Genomic DNA, 23,805 nt, shown 5'->3' with positions numbered 1-23,805 from the left:
GGGCACCGCGCGCAGCAAGACGGCGTTCCTCTTCAACCGTGTCGGCCTGGCGGGCTGCGACATGGGCGCATGCGCGATCCTGCCGCGCATCATCGGCCAGGGCCGCGCAAGCGAGTTGCTCTACACCGGTCGCTCGATGAGCGGCGAAGAGGGCGAGCGTTGGGGCTTCTTCAATCGCCTGTGCGAACCGGCAGAAGTGCTGGCGCAAGCGCAAGCACTGGCGGCGGATTTGGCCGCCGGCCCGACCTTCGCCAACGGCATCACCAAGACGATGCTGCACCAGGAATGGACCATGACGATCGAGCAGGCGATTGAGGCCGAGGCCCAGGCGCAGGCCATCTGCATGCTGACGGAAGACTTCTCGCGTGCGTACCACGCGTTTGTCGCCAAGCAAAAACCGGTATTCGAGGGCAACTGACATGAGCGACAAAGACTATCTGCAGTGGCCCTTTTTTGACGACAAGCACCGCCAGCTTGAAGCTGAGCTGGATGCCTGGGCCACGAAGCACATCCCGCACGACCACGGCCCCGATGTGGATGCTGAATGCCGCGCGCTGGTGAAGCTGCTCGGCCAAGGCGGCTGGCTGCGCCACGCCGTGGGCGGCACGGCGCACGGCGGGGCAGGCGAAACCATCGATACGCGCGCCATCTGCCTGATCCGCGAGACCCTTGCGCGCCATTCCGGGCTGGCTGACTTTGCCTTTGCGATGCAGGGGCTGGGCTCCGGCGCCATCTCGCTGCATGGCACGCCCGAGCAGCGTGAGCGCTATCTGACGAAGGTGGCGCGTGGCAAGGCCATCGCTGCATTTGCGCTGTCCGAACCCGACGCCGGTTCCGACGTCGCCGCCATGGCCTGCGCCGCGCGCGAAGACGGCACCGACTACGTGCTCGATGGCGAGAAGACGTGGATCTCCAACGGCGGCATTGCGGACTTCTACGTGGTGTTTGCGCGCACGGGCGAAGCGCCGGGTTCGCGCGGCATCAGTGCGTTCATCGTCGAGGCCGGTACACCGGGCTTCGAGATTGCCGAGCGTATCGACGTGATTGCGCCGCACCCGCTTGCACGCCTGCGCTTTACCAACTGCCGCATTCCGGCCAGCCAGCGCGTGGGCGCGGCGGGCGAGGGCTTCAAGGTGGCGATGCGCACGCTGGACGTGTTTCGCACGTCGGTGGCGGCGGCGGCGCTGGGCTTTGCACGCCGCGCACTCGATGAAGCGCTGACGCGCGCCACCACCCGCAAGATGTTCAGCGGCGTGCTGGCCGACTTCCAGCTCACGCAGGCCAAGCTCGCACAGATGGCTACCGCCATCGACAGCGCTGCACTGCTGAGCTATCGCGCCGCATGGCAGCGCGATCAGGGACGCAACGTCACGCGCGAAGCTGCGATGGCCAAGATGACCGCCACCGAAAACGCGCAGCAGGTGATTGACGCCGCCGTGCAGATGTGGGGTGGCCTGGGCGTGGTGAGCGAGCAGCCGGTCGAACGCCTGTACCGCGAGATTCGCGCGCTGCGCATCTACGAAGGTGCGACCGAAGTGCAGCAACTCATCATCGCGCGCGAACTGCTGCGCGCGGCCAAACCTGCAGCGCACTGATACCGCCCCAAGCCAGAGACGGAGAGTTCTCCATGCCCAGCGCCCATATCGACACCTTCGCCCGTGACCGACTGCCGCCGGCGGAGCTGCAACCGGTGTATCGCTTCGACCTACCGGCATTGCAGTTTCCGGCGCAGCTCAATTGCGCGACCGAACTGCTCGACAACCGTGTCGCTGCTGGCGAAGGCGGCCGTCTCTGCATTCAGGCACCCGGCGGCATCCGCTGGACGTATGCGGATTTGCAGGCGCACGCCAACCGCATCGCCAATGTGCTGGTGCACGAGATGGGCGTGGTGCCGGGCAACCGCGTGCTGCTGCGCTCGCCCAACAGCCCGATGCTGGCGGCGTGCTGGTTTGCGGTGATGAAGGTAGGCGCGATTGCGGTGACGACCATGCCGCTGCTGCGTGCCAAGGAGCTTGGGCAGATTCTGGGCAAGGGCGAGATCGGCTTTGCGTTGTGCGATGCGCGACTGATCGATGCGTTGCGTGATGCGGTGGCGCAGGCTGCCAAGCCGGTCCGGGTGCGCTGTTTTCACGATGACACGTCAGAAGGTCTGGAAGCCGCTATGGCGCGCCAGCCGGCCACCTTCACCAACGTCGACACGGCTGCGGACGACACCTGCCTGCTTGCATTCACCTCCGGCACGACCGGTGTGCCGAAGGCTACGATGCATTTTCACCGCGACATCATGGCCATCTGCGCGTGCTGGCCGCCGCATATGTTGCAGCCGCGCGCTGACGACATCTTCATCGGCAGCCCGCCGATGGCCTTTACGTTCGGGCTGGGCGGCCTGCTGTTGTTTCCGATGAGCGTGGGCGCGTCGACAGTGCTGCTGGAGAAGGCATCGCCGAACGATCTGGTGGACGGCATCCGCACCTTTGGCGCGACCGTGCTGTTTACTGCGCCCACCACGTACCGCAACATCGCCGCGCGTGGGGATGAGTTGCGCGCCACGCCACTGCGCCGTTGCGTATCGGCCGGCGAGGCACTGCCCGTGGCGACGCGCACGCTGTGGAAGCAGGCCACCGGCATCGAGCTGATCGACGGCATTGGCGCGACGGAAATGCTGCACATCTTCATTTCCGCCGCTGATGCGGACGTGCGCCCCGGCGCGACCGGCAAGGCCGTTCCCGGCTACGTCGCGCGCGTGGTGGACGACGCAGGCAACCCCGTGCCGCCGGGCACGGTTGGCCGCCTCGCTGTGCAAGGTCCGACCGGCTGCCGCTACCTGGCGGACGACCGCCAGCGCGCTTACGTGCGCAACGGCTGGAACCTGACCGGTGACGCCTACGTGATGGACGAGGAAGGCTACTTCCACTATCACTCGCGTACCGACGACATGATCATCTCGTCGGGCTACAACATCGCGTCGCCGGAAGTGGAAGATGCGCTGATGCAGCATCCGGCCGTGGCTGAATGCGGTGTGATTGGCGTGCCGGACGAGGAGCGCGGCCAGATCGTCAAGGCCTTCGTGGTGCTGCACCCGGGCCACGAACCGGGGCCGGAGATGGTCAAGACGCTGCAGGATTTTGTGAAGCAGACGGTGGCGCCGTACAAGTACCCGCGCGCCATCGAGTTCCGCTCGGCGCTGCCGCGCAGTGAAGTCGGCAAGCTGCTGCGCTACCGACTGCGCCAGGATGACAAGTTAAGCAATTAGCCATGACGTATCACTTCGAGCGCGGCACGCGCATCCGCTTTGGCCACTGCGACCCGGCCGGCATCGTGTACTTTCCACAATACCTCGTGCTGTTCAACGGGCTGGTCGAAGACTGGTTTACCGATGGCCTGGGCGTCTCGTATGCCAACATGCTGGGTCCGCGCCGTGTCGGCCTGCCTATCGTCAAGCTGCACTGCGAGTTCAGCGCCATCAGCCGCATGGGCGACGACGTGCAGTTCAAGCTGAAGCTGGACCGGCTGGGCGGCAAATCGCTGTCGCTGTCGCTCGATTGCTGGGCGGGCGATGAACAGCGCGTGCGCTCACAGCAGGTACTGGTGTTTACCGATCTCAATACGCATCGCGCCATTGCGGTGCCGCCGGATGTGCGGCAGGCAATCGAGGCGAGCGTTCAACAACAGAACTAGAAGGAATCGCATCATGGAAGTGCTCCTCCCCCCCGGCTGGCCGCGTCCGAAAGGTTATGCCAATGGCGTGTCCGCAAGCGGGCGCATGGTCTTCGTGGCCGGCATGATCGGTTGGGATGCGCAGGGCGTGTTCCACACGGATGACCTTGCCGGACAGGTACGCCAGGCGCTGCAGAACATCGTCGAAGTGCTTGCTGCGGGCAACGCCAAGCCCGAGCACATCGTGCGCATGACCTGGTACGTGACCGACAAGAAGGCTTACGTGGCTGCGTACCCGGAAATCGGCAAGGCTTTCCGCGAGCTGATCGGCAGCTTCAGCATTGCCATGACCGCGGTGGAGGTATCGGCACTGGTGGAGGACCAGGCCAAGGTCGAGATTGAGGTCACAGCCGTGGTGCCGGACTAGGCTTGACGCACGCCGGGCGACTCCCGTTGCTTCGTACGGAGCGATTCGAACATATAGCAAATGCGTGAGAGGTCTATGACCACGCCTCGGCAGCCCGCGGAGACCTTCCTGCCGCTCTTGTGCGGGTTCGCTCCAAGCGACTTGGCCGCACGGTGCGTGATCGACTACGCTGAGGCGGCCTTGTCGTTGATAGAGCGCAGCATCTGCAGCAGCGCAGCATTGGTCTGATCCGGATGTTCCAGGTGCGGTGCGTGGCCCGCACCGGAAATCGTCGTCAACCGCGCTGCGGGATGCAGTGCCTGTGTGGCGTGCGATACGGATGACGCGTAGAGGCGACTGCATTGCCCGTACACGTGGAACAGTGGCCAGCGCGCCGCTTGCAACACCGCGCGGAAGTCCTGTCTGGCCATATCTTCCCAGAGCGCAGCGAGGGTGTGCGGCGCACACTGGCGCATCATGCGCATCACGGAGCGTGACTGCTCGGGATTCGGCTGTGCTCCTTTCGCCCATAGGCCTGCGGCCACAGGTGCGAGCAAACTGTCCCAGCGTTGCTGGATCCGGGCGGTCATCTGCCTGGCCTGTGCCATGTCATAGCGGCTGTGTAGTCCGTGTGGCCAATCCGGGCTGGTGATAAGCCTTGGTGTCATGTCGATGCTGCCGACCATGGCGATGGGCAGATCGGATTGGCTGCGCATCAACTCCCACGCAACCATCGCTCCCATCGACCAGCCGACTACGACCACTTCGTCGAGTGCAAGATGGCGTATCAATGCCGCCACATCCATCGCAAGCCCGGCAATGGTTGCGTCAGATGGCCGTAAGGCTGCAGACAAGCCGTGGCCCGCATGGTCCGGCGCAATGACGCGATAGCCCTGCGTTGCCAGCGCACGCTGCCCGTCAAACGCCTCGCCCGATACGGACCACCCATGCAGCAGTAGCACCGGCTGTCCGCTACCGGCTTCGCGCCAGCCGGGCAGGCCTGCACGAGCGGCGTGTTCTACGAAGGCAGGCGGGGTGCCGTAAGCGAGCACCGGAGACAGAACATTCACCGGCAGTTCCTTGAGAAGACGGACGGAGTTCGGCGTTGGCGTACAGGAAAGTCATCTATTGACATCCGGATTCAGGCGTTTATATCATGAAACATGAATCAGTCATCATGTTTTGCGGGCGCAATTTCGATGCCGTGCCCGTGCAGCGAGGTAGGGATGTCCCAAGTAGAAGGTGACGTAACGCAGCCCAAGACCGCGCGAGGTCAAAAGACGCGCGAGGCGTTGCTGCGCGCGTCCGAGAAGGTGTTTGGCGAGAAGGGCTACTACACGGCATCGATCTCCGAGATCACGCAGGAGGCCGACGTCGCCATGGGCACGTTCTACCTGTACTTCAAGGACAAGGAGGACGTGTTTCGTGCGCTGGTGGCGCACATGCTGCAACTGGTGCGCACGCACCTGCGCAAGCATGTCGCTGCGGCCACATCACAGATGGAAGCGGAACAGCTGGGCCTGAAGGCGTTTCTGTCATTCGTCTCTCGTCATAAGAACCTGTACCGCATCGTGCTGGATTCGTACTCGGTGGATGAGAGCATTTACCGCGGCTACTTCCAGGTGTTTGCCGATCTGTACAAGCATCGCCTTGACGACGCCGTGGCGCAGGGCGAGCTTGCGCCGGGCGACTCGGAGGTCCGTGCTTGGTGCCTGATCGGCATCAGCAATTTTCTCGGCATGCAATACGCGTTGTGGGAGAAGCCCGCATCGATGGACAAGGTGGTCGAGGCCGCGCACGACTTGATCACGCACGGGCTCGTGGCGCGATGACGACATAGACGAAAAACGGCCACCGCCACCCAGAATGCAGCGGGGCCGAACCACTCAAGGAAGGAGACAACGATGCAACGCAACCGCACGGCCATCCGTGTACTGGCACTCGCAATTGGCCTGCTGGCAGCGGCTGGCGCACTGGCCAAAGACATCAAGATCGCCCACGTCTATGACAAGACCGGCGCGCTGGAGGCCTACGCCAAACAGACACAGACCGGGTTGATGATGGGCTTGGAGTACGCCACCGGCGGCACGATGACGGTGAACGGCAACAAGCTGGTGGTGATCGAGAAAGACACCCAGGGCAAGCCCGACGTAGCCAAGGCCCAGTTGGCCGCCGCGTACAGTGACGATCGCGCCGATATTGCCGTCGGCCCCACGTCTTCCGGCACGGCGCTGGCCATGCTGCCGGTGGCGGAAGAGTACAAGAAGATCCTGCTGGTGGAGCCGGCAGTGGCCGATTCGATCACCGGCGACAAGTGGAACCGCTACATCTTCCGCACGGGCCGCAACTCATCGCAGGATGCGATTGCCAACGCGGTGGCATTGGACAAGCCGGGCGTGCAGATCGCCACGCTGGCACAGGATTACGCCTTCGGCCGCGATGGCGTGAAGGCCTTCAAGGGCGCCCTCAAGAACGCCAAGGTTGTGCATGAGGAATACCTGCCGACCAACACCACCGACTTCACCGCTGGCGCGCAGCGCTTGTTCGATTCACTCAAGGACAAGCCGGGCCGAAAGATCATCTTCATCATCTGGGCCGGCGCGGGCAACCCGTTCAAGATTGCCGACCTGGACCCGAAGCGCTATGGCATCGAGATCGCCAGCGGCGGCAACATCCTGCCCGCCATGACGGCCTACAAGAACCTGCCGGGCATGGAGGGTGCAACGTACTACTACTTCGGCATTCCCAAGAACAAGATCAACGAATGGCTGGTGTCAACGCACTACGCCAAGTTCAAGACGCCGCCCGACTTCTTTACGGCGGGTGGCATGGCGGCCGGCATTGCATTGGTGGAGGCGCTGAAGAAAACGGGTGGTGACACCAACACCGAAAAGCTGATCTCCACCATGGAGGGCATGTCGTTCGATACGCCCAAGGGCAAGATGACCTTCCGCAAGGAGGACCACCAGGCCATGCAGTCGATGTACCACTTCAAGATCAAGGTGGACCCGGCGTTTGCCTGGGGGGTGCCGGAGCTGGTGCGGGAGATCAAGCCCGAAGAGATGAACGTGCCGATCCGCAATCGTCGCTGATGCGCGCGCATGCCAACCCCACGCCCGCGCTGGAGACGCGCGGACTGACGATCCGCTTTGGCGGCCATGTGGCCGTCAACGCGGTGTCTTGCGCGTTCCGGCCGGGCGAGCTGACGTGCATCGTCGGCCCCAATGGCGCGGGCAAGACGACGTACTTCAATCTGATCTCGGGTCAGCTGCCGCCCACGGCGGGGCAGATTCTGCTCAACGGTGAAGACGTGACGCGCATGCCGGTATCGGCCAAGACGCGCCGCGGTATCGGCCGCGCATTCCAGCTCACGAGCCTGTTCCCGAACCTGCCGGTGTTGGAGAACGTTCGGTTGGCCGTCCAGGCGCACCAGCATCGCGGGCTGGACCTCTTCTCGGTATGGAGCAGCCATCGCGCCATCCGCGAAGAAGCGCTGGCCTGCCTGGAGCGCGTGGCATTGACCGACAAACGCAATCAGCCGGTGGCATCGCTGTCGCATGGGGATCAACGCAAGCTGGAGGTGGCCATCCTGCTCGCGCTCAAACCGCGCATCTTCATGTTCGATGAGCCGACTGCGGGGATGAGCGTGGACGAGGTGCCGGTGATTCTCGACCTGATCCATGAGATCAAGCAGGACACGAGCAAGACCGTGCTGCTGGTGGAACACAAGATGGATGTGGTGCGCTCATTGGCAGACCGCATCATCGTGCTGCACAACGGCACGCTGATGGCCGATGGCGATCCAGCCGAGGTAATTGCGTCGCCCATCGTGCAGCAGGCGTATCTGGGCACTGCTGAAGTGGTCGCGGAAGCTGCGCCGGAGGTGGCCCATGGTTGAGGCCGTTACCCAAGGCATGCCCATCCTGCGCCTGGCAGACGTGCAGACCCACATCGGGCCGTATCACATCCTGCATGGCGTGGACCTTGAGGTGCCGCGCGGCGGTGTGACGATGCTGCTGGGCCGTAACGGCGCGGGCAAGACTACCACGCTGCGCACCATCATGGGTTTGTGGCAGGCCAGCGCGGGCAAGCTTGAATTCGATGGTGTCGACATCACGAAGCGGCACACGCCGGCCATTGCCCAGCTTGGCATTGCGTATGTGCCGGAGAACATGGGCGTGTTTGCCGACCTGACCGTTGCCGAGAACATGCGGTTGGCCGCGCGCGGCGGCCCTGTCGACGAGCAACGGCTCGACTGGGTCTTTCGTATGTTTCCGGCGCTCAAGATTTTCTGGCACCAGCGCGCGGGCGTGCTGTCAGGTGGGCAGAAGCAGATGCTGTCGGTGGCGCGCGCCATCATCGAACCGCGCAAGCTGCTGATCGTTGACGAGCCCACCAAGGGGCTGGCGCCGGCCATCATCCAGAACATGATTGCCGTGTTCAGAGAATTGAAGCAGACCGACGTTTCCATTCTGCTGGTGGAACAGAACTTTCATATGGCGAAGTCAGTGGGCGACACGGTGGCCGTGATGGATAACGGCAAGATCGTGCACGCCGGCCGCATGGCCGCATTGGCTGAAGACGAGGCGTTGCAGCAGCGGCTGCTTGGCCTATCACTGGCGGCGCATCAATGAGCGGCCTTGCCATGGAACCACAGCGCTCTGCGGAGCCGACACCGATGACGACTTCCACTGCCTTGCCGAGCACTGCCGCTGCGCCAGCCAACCTGCCCGAGGTCAGGCTCGACTGGATGCCGCTGGTGCTTGCGCCACTGCTCATGTTGGCCGCGCTACCGATGGTCGGCAGTACGTCGACGTGGCTCACGCTCACCGTGGCGGGGCTGGCGATGGGCATGATCATCTTCGTGGTGTCGTCGGGCCTGACGCTCGTGTTTGGTCTGATGGATGTACTCAACTTCGGACACGGCGCGTTCATTGCGCTGGGCGCGTATGTGGCGGCGTCGGTGCTGCTGCCCATGCAGGCGTGGGTAGAAGCAGACAGCCTGCTGCTCAACCTGGGCGTGTTTGCGCTGGCCATTGCGGCGGCCATGGTGGCTGCTGGCGCGGTCGGCCTGTTCTTCGAGCGCGTGGTGGTGCGCCCGGTGTATGGGCAGCATCTCAAGCAGATCCTCATCACCATGGGCGGCATGATTGTTGCCGAGCAGCTCATCAAGGCCATCTGGGGCCCGGAAACGATTGCGCTACAGGCGCCCGCCACCTTCCGTGGTGCCGTGCTGCTGGGCGATGCAGCCATCGAAAAGTTCCGGCTGATCGCCGTGGTGCTGGGGCTGGTGATCTTTGTGGCGATGCTGCTGGTGCTCAACCGTACGCGCATCGGCCTGCTGATCCGCGCCGGGGTGGAAAACCGCGAGATGGTGGAGTCGCTCGGTTACCGCATCCGCAGGCTGTTCATTGGCGTGTTTGTGGTGGGGGCGGCGCTGGCGGGGCTGGGCGGCGTGCTGTGGGGGCTGTATCAGCAGAACATCACGGCGGCGATTGGCGCGCAGGTCAATGTGCTGATCTTCATCGTCATCATCATCGGCGGGCTGGGGTCAACCACCGGCTGCTTCATCGGCGCGGTACTGGTGGGGTTGATGGCCAACTACACGGGGTTCCTGTTCCCGAAGGTGGCGCTGTTCTCGAACATTCTGCTGATGATGCTGATCCTGCTGTGGCGGCCGCAGGGTCTGTATCCGGTGGCCAAGCGTTGAGGAGGGCGGCATCATGATCCGAATGCTTTCTGGTGATCTGCCCCGCAGCCGCGTGCTGACCGTGTTGCTGGCCATCATCCTGCTGGCGTTGCTGTGCGCACCGTTCGTGTTTCCTGGCGCGCGCGCGCTCAATATGGCGGCCAAGATCTGCATTTTTGTCGTGCTGGTTGCGAGCTACGATTTGCTGCTCGGCTATACCGGTGTGGTCTCGTTCGCACACACGATGTTCTTCGGCATCGGCGGCTACGGTGTGGCGATTGCCATGTCCAACATGGCGCCGGGATGGGGTGCGCTGGCGGTGGGCGCGCTGGGGGCGGTGGTGGTGTCGGCGGTGCTGGCTTTTGTGATCGGGCTGTTTTCGCTGCGAGTGCGGGCGATCTTCTTTGCCATGATCACGCTGGCGGTGGCCACGGCGTTTGCGACGCTGGTCTCGCAACTCTCCGACTGGACGGGCGGTGAGGACGGCCTGACATTCAAGGTGCCCGACGTGTTCACACCGGGCTTCTCGTTGGGCGACACAGAATGGTTTGGCGTGCCGCTCAACGGCAAGCTGCTGTCGTACTACTTCGTGCTGGTATGCGCGGCGGTATTGTTCCTGATGCTGCTTCGGTTGGTGAACTCGCCGTTCGGGCGCGTACTGCAGGCCATTCGCGAGAACGACTTCCGCGCCGAGGCCATCGGCTATCGCACCGTGGTCTATCGCACCGTGTCGACTGTGCTCTCCGCCGTGTTTGCGGCGCTGGCCGGCGTGCTGATGGCGCTCTGGCTGCGCTACAACGGGCCGGATACGTCGTTGTCGTTCGAGATCATGGTCGACATCCTGCTGATCGTGGTGATCGGAGGGATGGGCACGCTGTACGGCGCCATCATCGGCACGACGCTATTCCTGCTTGCGCAGACGTATCTGCAGGATGTGATGAAGCTCGCCAGCGATGCGACCGCGGCCGTGCCGCTGCTCTCGAACCTGCTGCATCCGGATCGTTGGCTGCTGTGGCTGGGGCTGCTGTTTATCCTGAGCGTGTACTACTTTCCACAGGGCGTAGTGGGGCGGCTGCGTGGTCAGTCGGGCGGCCACGATACACACGAGATCACGTCATAACGGAGCCCTCGATATGATCGTCGTCGATTGGCTGCACAAGAACGCCCAGCACATGCCCGACAAGGTGGCGTTGGTGGACGTTGACGCCGGCCGCTGTGTGACCTATCGACAGTTCGACGAACGGGCGAGCCGGTTTGCCGAGGTACTGACACAACAACTGAAGCTGCTGCCTGGTACGCGGGTGGCCGTGCTGGCACACAACAGCGCCGCATATTTCGAAATGCTGTACGGCTGTGCGAAGGCTGGCATGGTGATGGTCTGCCTGAACTGGCGCCTGCCGGTGCCGGAGTTGCTGCCGATCCTGCAGGACTGCACGCCGGACGTGCTCGTGGCAGGCGACGGCTTTGTCGATGTGGCCGCAGACTTGCAGCGCGCGCTGCCCGTGCGTGTGCTGTATCTCACAGGTACGCAGCCCATCGATGCCCCCGCGGATTGGGTCGAGTTCGAAACCGCGTTGGCTGCGGCGTCCGGCAACGTCATCGAGATGCCGTGTCGTGACGAACATGCCGTGTGGCACCTGCTTTACACGTCAGGCACCACGGGCCGTCCGAAGGGTGTGATCCAGACCTACGGCATGGTGTTCTTCAACGCCGTCAACGCCATGCTCGCCAACAAGATCACGCGCGACGACGTGTTCCTCAACGTGCTGCCGTTCTTCCATACGGGCGGGCTGAACCTGTACGCCAATCCGGTGTTGCACGCTGGTGGCACGGTCCACATCCTGCGGCAGTTCGATGCACAGGTGACGCTCGACAAGCTTGATCGTCGCTCGGGCGAAGGCATCACGATGTTCTTCGCGGTGCCCTCTGTGTACCTGTTCCTGAGCCAGCATCCTGGTTTTGCGAGGGCGGATTTTTCAACCGTCCGCAGCATGGCCGCGGGTGGCTCGCCGGTGCCGCAACCGCTGTTGCAGGCATACCTGGATAAGGGGGTGACCATCTGCTTCGGCTTTGGCATGACAGAAACCGGCCCCACCGTGTTTGTCTGCGATGAAGCCACGGCGCGCCGCAAGATCGGCACCATTGGCAAGCCTGTCGGCTCGATGCTCACGCGCGTGGTCGACCCATTGGGCAAGGATGTTGCCCCAGGCGAGCGTGGCGAGTTGCTGATCAAGGGCCCGGGCATCACCCCCGGCTACTGGAACATGCCGGAGGCCACAGCTGCAACCATCCGCGATGGCTGGCTGCACTCCGGCGACATTGCCTACATCGATAGCGACGGCGACTACTACATCGTCGACCGCGCAAAAGACATGTTCATTTCCGGCGGCGAGAACGTCTACCCCGCTGAAGTCGAGAACGTTCTGTTCCAGCTTCCTGCGATAGCCGAGGCCGCGGTCATTGGCGCGCCGGACACGCGTTGGGGCGAAGTCGGGGTGGCGATGGTGGTGGTACGCGCTGGTGCCGCGCTCGATGCAGACAGCGTCATCACCCATTGCAAGGCGCAACTGGCAGGCTACAAGGTCCCGCACCATGTGCGCTTTATCGACGCACTGCCGCGCACGCCTTCCGGCAAGGTGGAGAAGCACAAGCTGCGTGCGCAATTCGCGGCGCACTGAGGCTGCGAGCCTTCAACGAATTCGGAGTGTCATCCATGCTGCAATCCAGTGTGCGCGTGCTCACGCAGTTGGACTTCAATCGCTTTGCCGCGCTCTCGCACGACGACAACCCGATCCATTGCGACCCCGCGTTTGCCAGAACCACGCACTTTGGTGCGACCGTTTCGCACGGCATGTTCCTGTTCTCGCTGATGAGCGCGCAGATGACGCGTAGCTTTGCGCAGCCCGTGCTGCCTATCACACAGACGTTGATGTTTCCGCGCCCCACCTTCGTGGCCGATGGCGTGGTGGCGGCCCTGACGCCGCAGCCATCGCCAGGCCCCGGTGCAGTTGCACTTGGTACCGAGATCCGTTGCCTGGAGCGTACCGGTGATGTGCCCAGCGACCCTGCCGCACAGGTGACCGCAAGCGGCCAGGCACACGTGCTGCTCGATGCAAACGCTGGTGAGCTGACGGATCAGGGCGCTTTCATATTTGCCAATGCTGCCGTGCAGCCCCCGGGCGATGCCGCGTTATACCGCTTGCGCGTTGGGCAGTCGGCTCAGACAACCCGGGCCTTCACGACGGCGGACATAGCCGAATACGCCGCGCTGTCTGGTGACGGCAATCCGTTCTATACCGATACCGCGTTTGCACGCGCGCGCGGCTTCGACGGCGCGCTGGTGCCGCTGCCGTTGCTGGGGGGCATGTTTTCCGATTTGCTCGGCACGCGCTTGCCTGGGCGCGGGACCGGCTGGATGAAGCAGGTGCTGCGCCTGTGTTCGGCCGCGCGTGTTGGCGAACCGCTTACCGCGTCAGTACGCATCGTACGGCTACGTGCCGACAAAGAGCTGGTCAATCTAGCGGCTGACGTGCATGGCGCCGATGGCCGAATCGTGGTGCAAGGCGAGGCGCTGGTGCTGGTGCGCAATCTTGAAGACAAACCTACTGAAATTGCCGCGTAGCTCGACGTGAGCTGTCTCGTTGCAGAAGGATGCTTTGAACAAAACATCAATAACAGGGAGGCACGATGAAAACGATGCAGAGCAAGGAAAGAGGCCGCCGATTGCGCGGCCCACTGCTGATGGCGATGGCCGCGTCCGGCGCGATAGGCCTGGCAAGCTGCGGCGGGAGCAATGACAACAACCCCACACCGAGCAACGTCAAACCGTCGTTTGTCGGCACCGTAACGGTCACGCATTTCGACGGTGTGAGTAACGATCTGTTGACGGCCGGGCTGGGCGCATCGGGGCTGGCATCGGCCACGGCACCCACCGTGGCCAACGCCACCGCCCCGACAGCAACCGAGTTGCGGCGCCTGGCCATCTACAACAACTATCGTGCGCTGGTCGATACCAATGCCAAGGGCGGCTATGGCACGCTCTACGGCCCGAATGTCGATGCCAGCGGCAACGTCACGTCGGGCAGCGGCATGGTGGCGGGCGTGGAATACGTTGCCTATTCCGACGATGGCTCCGGCCAGCAGAACGTGGTGCTGCTGGTGCAGATTCCTGACGCCTTCGATGCGGCCAACCCGTGCATCATCACGGCCACGTCGTCAGGATCGCGTGGCATCTACGGCGCGATCTCGACGGGTGAATGGGGGCTTAAGCGCAAATGCGCCGTCGCCTATACGGATAAGGGTACTGGTGCCGGCCCGCATGACCTGGCTACCGATACCGTGCCGCTACAGGATGGCACGCGCACCTCGCGCGCGGCCGCCGGCAGCAAGGCGCAGTTTGCCGCGCCGCTTGCCGATACCCGGCTGGCCGCGTTCAACCTCGCGACGCCAAACCGGCTGGCATTCAAGCACGCACATTCACAGCGCAACCCCGAGAAGGATTGGGGCCGCTTCACGCTGCAAGCCGTGCAGTTTGCGTTCTGGGCCATCAATGACAAGCTCGGCGGCTCCACTGCGCTCACCGGCAGCGCGCTGCCAGTGCGCCCCGACAACACCATCGTCATCGCCTCCAGTGTGTCCAATGGCGGCGGCGCGGCCATTGCTGCAGCGGAACAGGACACCACGAACCTGATCGACGGCGTGGCCGTGGGCGAGCCCGGGCTGAACCTGCCGGCATCGGCCAATGTGCAGGTGCAACGCGGCGGCGTGACGCTGCCAGTAACCGGCAAGCCGCTGTTCGACTACGTGAGCTATGCCAACGAATTCCGGCTGTGCGCGGCGTTGTCGACCAGCGTGTCGAGCGCGCCTACGCAGTCGTTCTTCGCCGGCAATGTAGGCTGGCCGGCCAGCGTGCAAGCCAACCGCTGTGCGGCGCTGCACGCCAATGGCTTGCTGTCGGCCACCACCACAGCCGCGCAAGCAGACGAAGCGCTGCAGAAGATGCGTGCCTACGGCTGGGAGCCTGAGTCCGATCTCGTGCACGCCTCGATGGCGTATTTCGAAATCGATCCGTCGGTTGCCACCACGTTCGGCAACGCGCTGGCCCGCGCCAGCGTGTTCGACAACCTGTGCAACTTCAGTTTTGCCGCGGTTGATGCCACGTTTCACCCGACTGCGGTCAACGCCACGGTGCTCGCGCAACTCGCCGCCACCGGCAACGGCGTTCCGCCCACCACCGGCGTTCAGTTGATCAACAACCTTGCGCAGGGTGGTGCCACGCAAAGCAAGCAATCGGTCGACTCCTCCGGCACGCAGGCGGCCAACCTGGACGGTGCGCTGTGCCTGCGCAACCTGTTGACCGGCGCAGATGCTGCTTCGCAGGCGCTGCAGTTGGGTATTTCGCAGACATTGCGCACCGGCAACCTGGGTGGCCGGCCAGCCCTGATCGTGCAGGGTCGCAATGATGCGCTGCTGCCGGTCAATCATGGTGCGCGGCCGTATCTGGGGCTCAACGCGCAGGTCGACACGGGCAGCAAGCTGTCGTACATCGAAGTGACCAACGCGCAGCACTTTGATGGCTTTATCGACCTCGTGCCCGGGTACGACACCCTGTTCGTGCCGCTGGTGCTGTATGAACAACGCGCGCTGGATGCGGTGTACGCCAACCTGAAGAACGGCACACCGCTGCCGCCCTCGCAGGTGGTGCGTACGACGCCGCGTGGCGGTACGGCGGGCTCGGCTCCGGCCATTGCCGCCAGCAATGTGCCGAACTTCACGAATACGCCGGCAGCGGCCGACCGCATCTCGGTCAGCGTCTCGGGTGGGGTGGCAACCGTGTCTGTACCCAACTGATTCTGATCCGACACAGGGCGTTCCATCACGGAGGCCGCCCTGATGCTGCCCTGAGCGCTTGATACACCCGCGCTCAGGGCGCTTCTTCACCGATTTTTCCATCGCTGATCCATGCCGTATCCCGCGCGTTCATTCGCTGAAACATGAATCATGTGTCATATAAAAAGAGCGCCACAGCGACGTGGTGAGGGGGCCCTCACCGCGCGTTAGTTGTCGTTGCAGTGAAGGCAGCAAAGCAAGACCACCTCAACAGGAGAGAGACACCATGAAACATCCATACGGGTATCGATGGCATTGGCTTTACGCGCTGGTCGTCACGCTGATGACCGCGCTGGCAACGTTCTCAGCGCACGCGGCGGTCACCGCCGGCCCGGGAGCCTGGAGCAGCCAACAAACCTGGGCCGCGGACACGGTCAACGGCGGCAACCTGACGGGCTACTTCTATTGGCCGGCCAGTCAGCCAACCACACCCAACGGCAAGCGCGCCTTGGTGCTGGTGTTGCATGGTTGCCTGCAAACGGCGTCCGGCGACGTGATCGATAACGCCAATGGTGCCGGCTTCAACTGGAAGACCATTGCCGAGCAATATGGCGCTGTCATCCTGGCACCCAATGCCACTGGCAACGTCTACAGTAACCACTGCTGGGACTACGCCAACACGTCGCCCAGCCGCACGAGCGGGCACGTGGGTGTGCTGCTGGATCTGGTCAATCGCTTTGTCACCAACTCGCAATACGCGATCGACCCGAACCAGGTGTATGTAGCCGGCCTGTCTTCCGGCGGCGGCATGACGATGGTGTTGGGCTGTATCGCGCCGGACATTTTTGCGGGCATCGGCATCAACGCTGGCCCGCCGCCCGGAACCACCACCTCGCAGATCGGCTATGTGCCTTCCGGCTACACCGCCACAACGGCGGCCAACAACTGCAAGGCATGGGCGGGCTCAAACGCGAGCAGCTTCAATACGCAGATTGCCGGCGCCGTGTGGGGGACGTCGGACTACACCGTGGCGCAGGCGTATGGCCCGATGGACACCGCAGCTTTCCGCCTGATTTACGGTGGCACCTTTACGAAGGGGGCGACGGTCTCGATTTCGGGTGGCGGCACCAATACGCCCTATACCGATAGCAACGGCAAGCTTCGCACGCATGAGATCTCGGTCTCGGGCATGGCCCACGCATGGCCGGCCGGTACTGGTGGCGACAACACCAACTACGTTGATGCCACGCACATCAACTACCCGGCCTTTGTCATGGACTACTGGGTGAAGAACAACCTGCGCGCAGGCAGCGGGCCGGTGCAGTCGGGCAGCACGCCCACGGGCCTGACGGTGACGGGCACGACCACCACGACCGTTTCGCTGTCGTGGAATGCGGTGACCAACGCGACCAGTTACAACGTCTACCGCAACGGCAGCAAGGTCGGTTCATCCACCTCAACGACGTATACCGACTCGGGCTTGATTGCGGGCACCTCCTACAGCTACACCGTGACCGAGATCGACCCGACGGCGGGTGAAAGCGCACAGTCGTCCGCCGTGTCGGCCAAGACGCAATCAAGCTTTGCCTGCACGGCCACCACGGCCAGCAACTACGCTCACGTGCAGGCTGGGCGAGCGCACGACAGCGGTGGCATCGCCTACGCCAACGGCTCCAACCAAAGCATGGGCCTGGACAACGTGTTCTACACGACCACGCTTGCGCAGACGGCAGCCGGCTACTACGTCATCGGAAACTGCCCGTAAGGCAGCGCCGACACGGCCTAGCGATTGCCAAACGGATCGGTCCCAAGTGTGCTCAGCAGCGGCTGAACGGAGTTGGGGCCGGTTCCACGCAGTACGGTCTGGATACGCCAGGTGCAGCGACGTCAGTTCATGTTCCGTGGTTGCCGTTGCGTCTGCAATTTCGGGTTGCGGACGCAATGGCAACGATTTAACTCGGCCAAAAGGGAGGGGGCTAGAACGCTTGCGAGTATGCGTTGACGCGCTATTCGCCGAGCCGGTTTCTACCCCGGAGCCGGCCGGGGAGCCTTAGTGGCGGAGTGGACTCGCCCTTGCCGGGCTGGCCTTGACGTGTCGAGGTGCGTCTTCGGGCACCGGGGTCAAGGGGCAGTGCTGAGCGTGAGGCGCCTGACCCAAGCCGCTATGCGCGAAGGTGCACTTTGCAAGATGTCAGGGTGCTTGCCGGTCTGCATCAACATGCGCCGGGTTTTGCTGCCGAATAAGCGACTCAATTCCGATTCAAAAGACACGGAAAGCGGTCAAAACCGCTGCATTTCATTGACGTTGCTTCACGTGAAGCGTTTCATGTAAGTCAACCAGCGCTTGCATGGAGACGCATGTGCAACACGAAGACAATACAGCCCCCCGGTACAGAAGTGGCGCGGCCGCTCGCATGGCTAGGATGCCCGTCTCCACGCTGCGGGTGTGGGAACAGCGCTATGGCGTGATTTCGCCGGCCAAGTCGGAGTCGGGCCAGCGCCTGTATTCCGGTGAAGACGTCAGGCGGCTGACGCTTTTGCGGTCGCTGGTGAGTCAGGGGCACGCCATCGGCGCGATCGCCCACGCCGACAGCGCCGAGCTTGAGCAACTGCTCGAAACGTCGCGGGCGGCCGAGGAGGCGGGGCCGCTTGCAGCCCACGCGGCGATCTCGCTCGCCGTCTGCGGCCCGTTGCTGGCAGAGCGCGTGCGGCGCAGGAGGAGCACGCTCGCGTCGCTTGGCATTGAGCCGGTCACCGAACTGCCTGCAGTGGATGGGCAAGGGCGACTGGATTTGCCACCGGACACCGACGCCCTGATTGTCGAAGCCGCCTCTCTGCAACCCGAGACAGCGCAAGCCATTCTGGCGGCGGCGCGCGGCGCCGGGACCAGCGCGGTTGGGGTGATCTACAGTTTTGGCACGGTTCGCGCCACTGACATGCTGCGGGCGGCTGGTGTGCGGCTGTATCGGGAGCCGAATGCGCACAGCGAGCTTGACCAAGTCCTGCATGAGTTGACGCAGCTCGTGCGTGTCGATGCGGTCTACGGAAAGCTCGAACCCCTGCGGCGCAGTGCGCGTCGGTTTACCGATCGCCAGTTGGAAATCTTTGCCAACGCATCGCAGACGATCGCCTGCGAATGTCCGCGCCATCTCGTTGACCTCATCCGGCAACTGGATGCGTTTGAGCGATTCAGCGACGGCTGTGCCGTGCGCTCCACGTTGGACGAGCAACTTCACCGGCATCTCGGTGACGTCGCTAACCGTGCCCGCTTGATGCTCGAAGACGCAATGGAATTTGCCATCCGCGCCGAGACGCTGCATCCACCCGCGAGTTAGTTGCGTATATGTGCTCAGGAACACTCCTGAGCCGGCATGGGTGGTGAGTGCACCGCCGCTTTCGGAGGTAACTGCAATGAAGCTAACTTTGGATCCGCCCGGGTTTTCCGGGGCGGTTGGCAGCGTGCCGCTTTCTGTTCGCATTCGGGAACGGTTGATGAGCGCTGGGCACCGCTTTCACGCCAATGACAACATCGCCGCCCACCTGCGCGATGGCGAACTCGACCTTCTTCAGGTCGAAGTGGAAGAGCGCCTGCAGGCCGTGCTGCGCGCGCTGGTCATCGACGTGGAACAAGACCACAACAGCCGCGAAACCGCCCGCCGCGTGGCCAAGATGTTCGTGCGGGAGGTGTTTGCGGGGCGCTATGTCGCGGCACCTGAGGTGACGGCGTTTCCGAATGTGGAGCGGCTCAACGAACTGATGGTGGTCGGGCCGCTGCGGGTGCGCAGCGCGTGCTCGCACCATCTGTGTCCGGTCATGGGGCGCGCGTGGGTTGGCGTCATGCCCAGTCAGGATTCCCAGTTGATCGGGCTGTCCAAGTACGCCCGGCTGATCGACTGGGTCATGCGCCGCCCGCAGATCCAGGAAGAAGCCATCAAACAGATTGCTGACTTGCTGGAAGACCGGATGGCGCCCGACGGTCTGGCGGTCGTGCTGGAGGCGGAGCACTACTGCATGCACTGGCGCGGCACGCAGGACGACGAGTCGCGCATGGTGAGCAGCGTGATGCGCGGGGTGTTCCTGACAGATCCGAGCCTGCGGCGCGAATTTCTCGCGCTGCTGCCCGGCCGCAATGGCGGATGAGCATCCAACGACCTGAAGAGGCCTAGCCTTGAAGATTCTCCAGCTCCCAGCAAAACGCATCGCGGTGGTCGGCTCGGGCATTTCCGGGCTGGCAGCGGCGCATTTTCTCGCCAAGCACCACGCCGTGACGCTGTTTGAGGCAGCTCCCCGGCTGGGCGGCCATACCAACACCGTTGATATTGAGGAAAGCGGACAGGTATTCGGTGTCGACACGGGCTTCCTTGTGTTCAACGCGCGCACGTACCCCAACCTGATTGCCCTGTTTGACGAGCTGGGCGTGGCGCATTGCGAAAGCGACATGTCGTTCAGCGTGTCGGTGGACGGCGGCGCGCTGGAGTGGGCCGGTACCAGCCTGGGCACGGTGTTTGCGCAACCACGCAACCTGGTGTCGGCGCGGTTCCTGTCGATGTTGGGTGACATTCTGCGTTTCAATCGGCAGGCGCATGCCAACCTGGCGGTTGCGCGCAACGAGCGCCACAGCCTTGGCGCGCTGCTGGCTGCCGGCCGCTATGGCGAACCATTCTGTGCCCACTATCTGTTGCCCATGGCAGCGGCAATCTGGTCTACGCCGAGCCGCGACATCCTCTCATTTCCGGCAGAAACGTTCCTGCGGTTTTGCCTCAATCATGGCTTGTTGCAGATCTTCAACCGGCCACGCTGGCGTACCGTCAGAGGCGGTGCGCGCAGCTATGTGCAGGCAATCGCCCAGCGGCTGGCGGACGTGCGCGTCGCCACGCCGGTCCGCGGCATCCGCCGCGCCCTCGGCCATGTCGACGTGCGGACTGATTCCGGCACCGAACGCTACGACGCCGTGGTGCTCGCAACGCACGCACCGCAGACGTTGCGCCTGCTCGACGATGCAACCGACGACGAGCGTGCTGTGCTGGGTGCGTTCCGCTACCAGCCCAACACCGCGTTCCTGCACCGCGATACCCGCCTGCTGCCGCGTCGGCGCCGTGTGTGGTCGGCGTGGAACTATCTCGATGCGCCGCGGGTGGAGGCAGCGGGTGCCGCACCGTGCGTCAGCTATCTGCTGAACCAGCTCCAACCGTTGCCGGTGGCAACACCCGTGGTTGTGACGCTGAATCCGCCAGCCCCGCCGGCGCCGGAGCTGGAGTATCAGCGCTTCGCTTATGAGCACCCGGTGTTCGATCAGCCGGCCATCGACGCGCAGGCCCGCTTGCCAGCACTCCAAGGTCGCAGCGGCACCTGGTTTGCCGGCGCGTGGACGGGCTACGGGTTTCATGAAGACGGGCTCAAGTCGGCCCTGCGCGTGGCGGCTGACTTCGGCTGCGAACCGGCCTGGGCACAGGTGACGCCATGATCGGCGACGCAGCACTTCTCGTCGGCCAAGTCATGCACCATCGCCTGCGGCCGGTGGCCAATCGCTTTGTCTACCCGGTATTTGCCGTGCGCGTGAAGCTCTCGGCGCTGGGCAGGCTGACGGGCACGTGGTTCGGTGTGGATTGCCTGCGGCCGTTGTCACTGCGCACACGTGACTACGGCCCGCGTGACGGCACCGATCTGCTTGTTTGGATACGTGGCGTGCTGCGCGAGGCTGGCTTGCCTGCCGATGGCGAGGTCTGGTTGCAGACCTTCCCGCGCGTTGCCGGCTGGATGTTCAACCCCGTCTCGTTCTGGTATTGCCACGACGCGGCCGGCACGTTGCGCGCGGTGCTGGCCGAGGTCAACAACACATTCGGGCAGCACCATCGCTACCTGCTCTGCGCTCAGGACGGTGGGTCCATCGGCACCGATACCGTGCTGACGTGCCGCAAGCAGCTCCATGTCTCGCCCTTCTGCTCGGTTGAGGGCGGTTATCAGTTCCGCTTTACCGAGACCCCTGCAACGGCGCTGGTGCGCATCGACTACCACGACTGCGACGGCCTGTTGCTGCACACCGCCATTGGCGGGCGCCTGCAGCCCTTCGATGCCAGCCACCTGCGCCGCGCGTTGTTGCGGCAGCCGTTGCTGGCGTTGCAGGTCATCGGCCGCATTCATTGGCAGGCGCTTCGCCTGTGGATGAAGGGGGTGCCCTTCCTGGGCAGCCACCCGCGCAACCCATCTTCCTCTCTGGAGCCCCCTCGATGACTGCCGCACATTCTTTGGCGTGGGTACCGCCACATGTTCCCGCCGGTGGCCGCCTGTTCGTGGCGCTGGCATCCCGCATGCGTCACGGTCTGCTGCACCTCATCACGCCGGATGGGGAGGTGCTGATCGGCGACGCTGCCTCGCCGCTGTCTGCGGATCTGCGCATCGTCGACTGGCGTGCCTGCGCGCGCATCCTGCGCAGTGGCGATGTGGGCTTTGCCGAGGCATATCGCGATGGATGGGTCGAGACAAGTCATCTGTCGAACTTGCTGCGCCTGGCCATCAGGAATGCAGCCACACTGGAACAGGCAATTTTCGGGAATGCGCTGGCGCGTTCTGTCCTGCGCCTGCGCCATCTGCTGCGTCCCAATAGTCGCAAAGGCAGTCGGCGCAACATCCATTTGCACTACGACCTGGGTAACGATTTCTACCGGCTTTGGCTGGACGAGGGCATGGCGTATTCGTCCGCGTGGTTCAACGGCCGTCTTCAGGATGGCCTGGCCGATGCGCAGGCTGCCAAGTATCGGCGCGTGTGCGATCTGCTCAAACTCGGGCCCGGCATGGACGTGCTTGAAATCGGCTGCGGCTGGGGCGGCCTGATGGAGATGGCCTGTGCGCGCGGCGCCCGGGTGCACGGCATCACGCTGTCGGAAGAGCAGCGTCGCTACACGGCCGAGCGCCTCGCGGGCGAGCCGCGCGCCCAAGTCGAGCTGCGCGACTACCGTGACCTGAAGACCGCGTACGACGCCATCGCGTCCGTCGAGATGTTTGAGGCGGTGGGCGAGGCTTACTGGTCAACCTACTTCAAGACGCTGGTGCGCTGTCTGCGTCATGGAGGCCGGGCCCTTATTCAGAGCATCACCATTGATGAGGCGCACTTCGAGCGCTATCGCGCCGGCACGGATTTCATCCAGCAGTTCATCTTCCCCGGCGGCATGCTGCCCAGCCGGGAGCGCTTTGTGCGCCTGGCCGAGCAACACGGTCTGCAACTGGTGGATCGCCTGGACTTCGGCCCCGATTACGCAGAGACGCTGCGCCGCTGGAGTCAGCGTTTCGAGGCGCAGCTGGACGCAGTGCGCGCGCTCGGCTTCGATGAGTCCTTCATCCGCATCTGGCGTCTGTACTTCGCCTATTGCGAAGCCGGCTTTGACGAGGGGCGCATCGGTGTGTCGCAGTTCCTGCTGGAACGGGGGTGACCATGTCGGTATGGAGTGCCGCTCTCGTCGCGCTGTTGGTTCTGGTGGCAGTGTTCAGTGCCGTGTGGGCGTGGCAGTTGAGCAACGAGAATGCTGGCATGGTCGACCCGGTGTGGGCGTTCTCGCTCGGCCTGGTGGCACTCATCTATGCGTGGCTGGGCACAGGTTCGGTGCAGGCGCGCGTGCTGGTCGGCGTGGGCGGTGCGGTATGGGGGTGCCGCCTCGGCTGGCATCTGTGGCGCCGCAATGCTGGCAAACCAGAAGATGCGCGGTACAGAAAACTGCGCCAGGAGTGGGGCGCGGCGGCATCGCGCAACATGTTTGGCTTCTTTCAGCTGCAGGCAGCGGTGTCGATGCTTCTGTCGATTGCGTTTGCGGTGCCGAGCTACCGGCCTGATACACCGAGCGCGATCGCCGTGGTGGTGGCCGTCGCGCTGTGGCTGGTCTCCGTGGGCGGAGAGGCGCTGTCAGATCAGCAACTGCGCAGGTTTGTCGCAGATCCGGCCAACCACGGCAAGACCTGTCGAACTGGGCTGTGGCGCTATTCGCGGCATCCCAACTACTTTTTCGAATGCGTGCACTGGCTGGCCTATATGCCGCTCGCGGTTGGGGCGCCGTGGGCGTGGCTCACGCTGCTTCCACCGGTCGTGATGGCTTGGCTGCTCGTGAAGGTTTCCGGTATTCCCATGCTGGAAGCCCATATGCAAGCCACGCGCAACGACTATGCCGAATACGTTCGCACGACGAGCGTCCTGATTCCCTGGCCACCGCGCCACTGACTTGCAGAGTTTGAGGAG

General features: G+C 63.7%; 22 protein-coding genes. 21 read left to right on the top strand and 1 reads right to left on the bottom strand.

The features are described from left to right. The 5 genes from JHD73_RS07725 to JHD73_RS07705 form a co-directional block, all read left to right on the top strand. Positions 1-418: enoyl-CoA hydratase-related protein (locus JHD73_RS07725; protein ID WP_233176833.1), on the top strand; the 418-nt coding region annotated here is incomplete at its 5' end. Between the two features lies 1 nt (position 419). After that, complete coding sequence (locus tag JHD73_RS07720; protein WP_199029408.1) at positions 420-1,595, top strand: acyl-CoA dehydrogenase family protein; 1,176 nt, start codon at positions 420-422, stop codon at positions 1,593-1,595. 32 nt (positions 1,596-1,627) lie between these two features. Beyond that, a complete protein-coding gene (locus JHD73_RS07715; protein WP_199029406.1) occupies positions 1,628-3,253 on the top strand; it encodes an AMP-binding protein in 1,626 nt (541 codons plus the stop codon). 2 nt (positions 3,254-3,255) lie between these two features. Beyond that, on the top strand, positions 3,256-3,678 hold the full coding sequence (locus tag JHD73_RS07710; protein WP_199029404.1) for a thioesterase family protein: 423 nt from the start codon (positions 3,256-3,258) through the stop codon (positions 3,676-3,678). 13 nt (positions 3,679-3,691) lie between these two features. After that, positions 3,692-4,084 (top strand): RidA family protein, encoded by a 393-nt coding sequence (locus tag JHD73_RS07705; RefSeq protein WP_199029402.1) that lies wholly within the window; start codon positions 3,692-3,694, stop codon positions 4,082-4,084. A 164-nt stretch (positions 4,085-4,248) separates the two neighbouring features. Here JHD73_RS07705 and JHD73_RS07700 read toward each other — a convergent pair whose 3' ends face one another. After that, positions 4,249-5,133: an alpha/beta fold hydrolase gene (locus JHD73_RS07700; RefSeq protein ID WP_368735510.1), complete on the bottom strand. Its 885-nt coding sequence runs from the start codon at positions 5,131-5,133 to the stop codon at positions 4,249-4,251. Between the two features lie 156 nt (positions 5,134-5,289). Here JHD73_RS07700 and JHD73_RS07695 point away from each other — a divergent pair, with 156 nt between their 5' ends. The 16 genes from JHD73_RS07695 (at position 5,290) to JHD73_RS07620 (ending at position 23,787) form a co-directional block, all read left to right on the top strand. Beyond that, positions 5,290-5,895: a TetR/AcrR family transcriptional regulator gene (locus tag JHD73_RS07695; RefSeq protein WP_233176832.1), complete on the top strand. Its 606-nt coding sequence runs from the start codon at positions 5,290-5,292 to the stop codon at positions 5,893-5,895. Between the two features lie 72 nt (positions 5,896-5,967). After that, positions 5,968-7,155, top strand: a complete 1,188-nt coding sequence (locus JHD73_RS07690) for a substrate-binding domain-containing protein (RefSeq protein WP_199029398.1) — start codon at positions 5,968-5,970, stop codon at positions 7,153-7,155. Further along, positions 7,155-7,961, top strand: a complete 807-nt coding sequence (locus tag JHD73_RS07685) for an ABC transporter ATP-binding protein (RefSeq protein WP_199029396.1) — start codon at positions 7,155-7,157, stop codon at positions 7,959-7,961. The genes JHD73_RS07690 and JHD73_RS07685 overlap by 1 nt, the downstream gene beginning before the upstream one ends. Then, positions 7,954-8,697: an ABC transporter ATP-binding protein gene (locus tag JHD73_RS07680; protein WP_233176831.1), complete on the top strand. Its 744-nt coding sequence runs from the start codon at positions 7,954-7,956 to the stop codon at positions 8,695-8,697. Before JHD73_RS07685 ends, JHD73_RS07680 begins: the two co-directional genes overlap by 8 nt. Positions 8,698-8,741: 44 nt before the next feature. After that, on the top strand, positions 8,742-9,773 hold the full coding sequence (locus JHD73_RS07675; RefSeq protein WP_199029394.1) for a branched-chain amino acid ABC transporter permease: 1,032 nt from the start codon (positions 8,742-8,744) through the stop codon (positions 9,771-9,773). Between the two features lie 13 nt (positions 9,774-9,786). Beyond that, a complete protein-coding gene (locus JHD73_RS07670; RefSeq protein WP_199029392.1) occupies positions 9,787-10,872 on the top strand; it encodes a branched-chain amino acid ABC transporter permease in 1,086 nt (361 codons plus the stop codon). 13 nt (positions 10,873-10,885) lie between these two features. Then, positions 10,886-12,430, top strand: a complete 1,545-nt coding sequence (locus tag JHD73_RS07665) for a long-chain fatty acid--CoA ligase (protein WP_199029390.1) — start codon at positions 10,886-10,888, stop codon at positions 12,428-12,430. A 35-nt stretch (positions 12,431-12,465) separates the two neighbouring features. Further along, entirely contained in the window at positions 12,466-13,374 is a 909-nt protein-coding gene (locus tag JHD73_RS07660; RefSeq protein ID WP_199029388.1) for a MaoC/PaaZ C-terminal domain-containing protein, read from the top strand. A gap of 65 nt (positions 13,375-13,439) precedes the next feature. Then, a complete protein-coding gene (locus JHD73_RS07655; RefSeq protein ID WP_199029386.1) occupies positions 13,440-15,602 on the top strand; it encodes a 3-hydroxybutyrate oligomer hydrolase family protein in 2,163 nt (720 codons plus the stop codon). Between the two features lie 322 nt (positions 15,603-15,924). Beyond that, positions 15,925-17,346, top strand: a complete 1,422-nt coding sequence (locus tag JHD73_RS07650; RefSeq protein ID WP_233176835.1) for a PHB depolymerase family esterase — start codon at positions 15,925-15,927, stop codon at positions 17,344-17,346. Positions 17,347-17,929: 583 nt separating this feature from the next. After that, on the top strand, positions 17,930-18,916 hold the full coding sequence (locus JHD73_RS07645) for a MerR family transcriptional regulator (protein WP_199029382.1): 987 nt from the start codon (positions 17,930-17,932) through the stop codon (positions 18,914-18,916). 76 nt (positions 18,917-18,992) lie between these two features. Beyond that, positions 18,993-19,721 (top strand): GTP cyclohydrolase I, encoded by a 729-nt coding sequence (gene folE / locus JHD73_RS07640; RefSeq protein ID WP_199029380.1) that lies wholly within the window; start codon positions 18,993-18,995, stop codon positions 19,719-19,721. Between the two features lie 28 nt (positions 19,722-19,749). Continuing rightward, positions 19,750-21,045 carry an NAD(P)/FAD-dependent oxidoreductase gene (locus JHD73_RS07635; RefSeq protein WP_199029378.1) on the top strand — a complete coding sequence of 432 codons (1,296 nt, stop codon included), beginning with the start codon at positions 19,750-19,752 and terminating at the stop codon, positions 21,043-21,045. After that, a complete protein-coding gene (locus JHD73_RS07630) occupies positions 21,042-21,812 on the top strand; it encodes a DUF1365 domain-containing protein (RefSeq protein ID WP_199029376.1) in 771 nt (256 codons plus the stop codon). Before JHD73_RS07635 ends, JHD73_RS07630 begins: the two co-directional genes overlap by 4 nt. Then, positions 21,809-23,008, top strand: coding sequence for a cyclopropane-fatty-acyl-phospholipid synthase family protein (locus JHD73_RS07625; RefSeq protein ID WP_199029374.1), 1,200 nt, complete (start codon positions 21,809-21,811; stop codon positions 23,006-23,008). Before JHD73_RS07630 ends, JHD73_RS07625 begins: the two co-directional genes overlap by 4 nt. 2 nt (positions 23,009-23,010) lie before the next feature. Then, a complete protein-coding gene (locus JHD73_RS07620) occupies positions 23,011-23,787 on the top strand; it encodes a DUF1295 domain-containing protein (RefSeq protein ID WP_199029373.1) in 777 nt (258 codons plus the stop codon). Positions 23,788-23,805: the final 18 nt, after the last annotated feature.

The organism is Ralstonia sp. ASV6 (assembly GCF_016429285.1).
GTDB lineage: Bacteria > Pseudomonadota > Gammaproteobacteria > Burkholderiales > Burkholderiaceae > Ralstonia > Ralstonia flaminis.
This window is presented reverse-complemented; position numbering and strand designations above follow the sequence as displayed.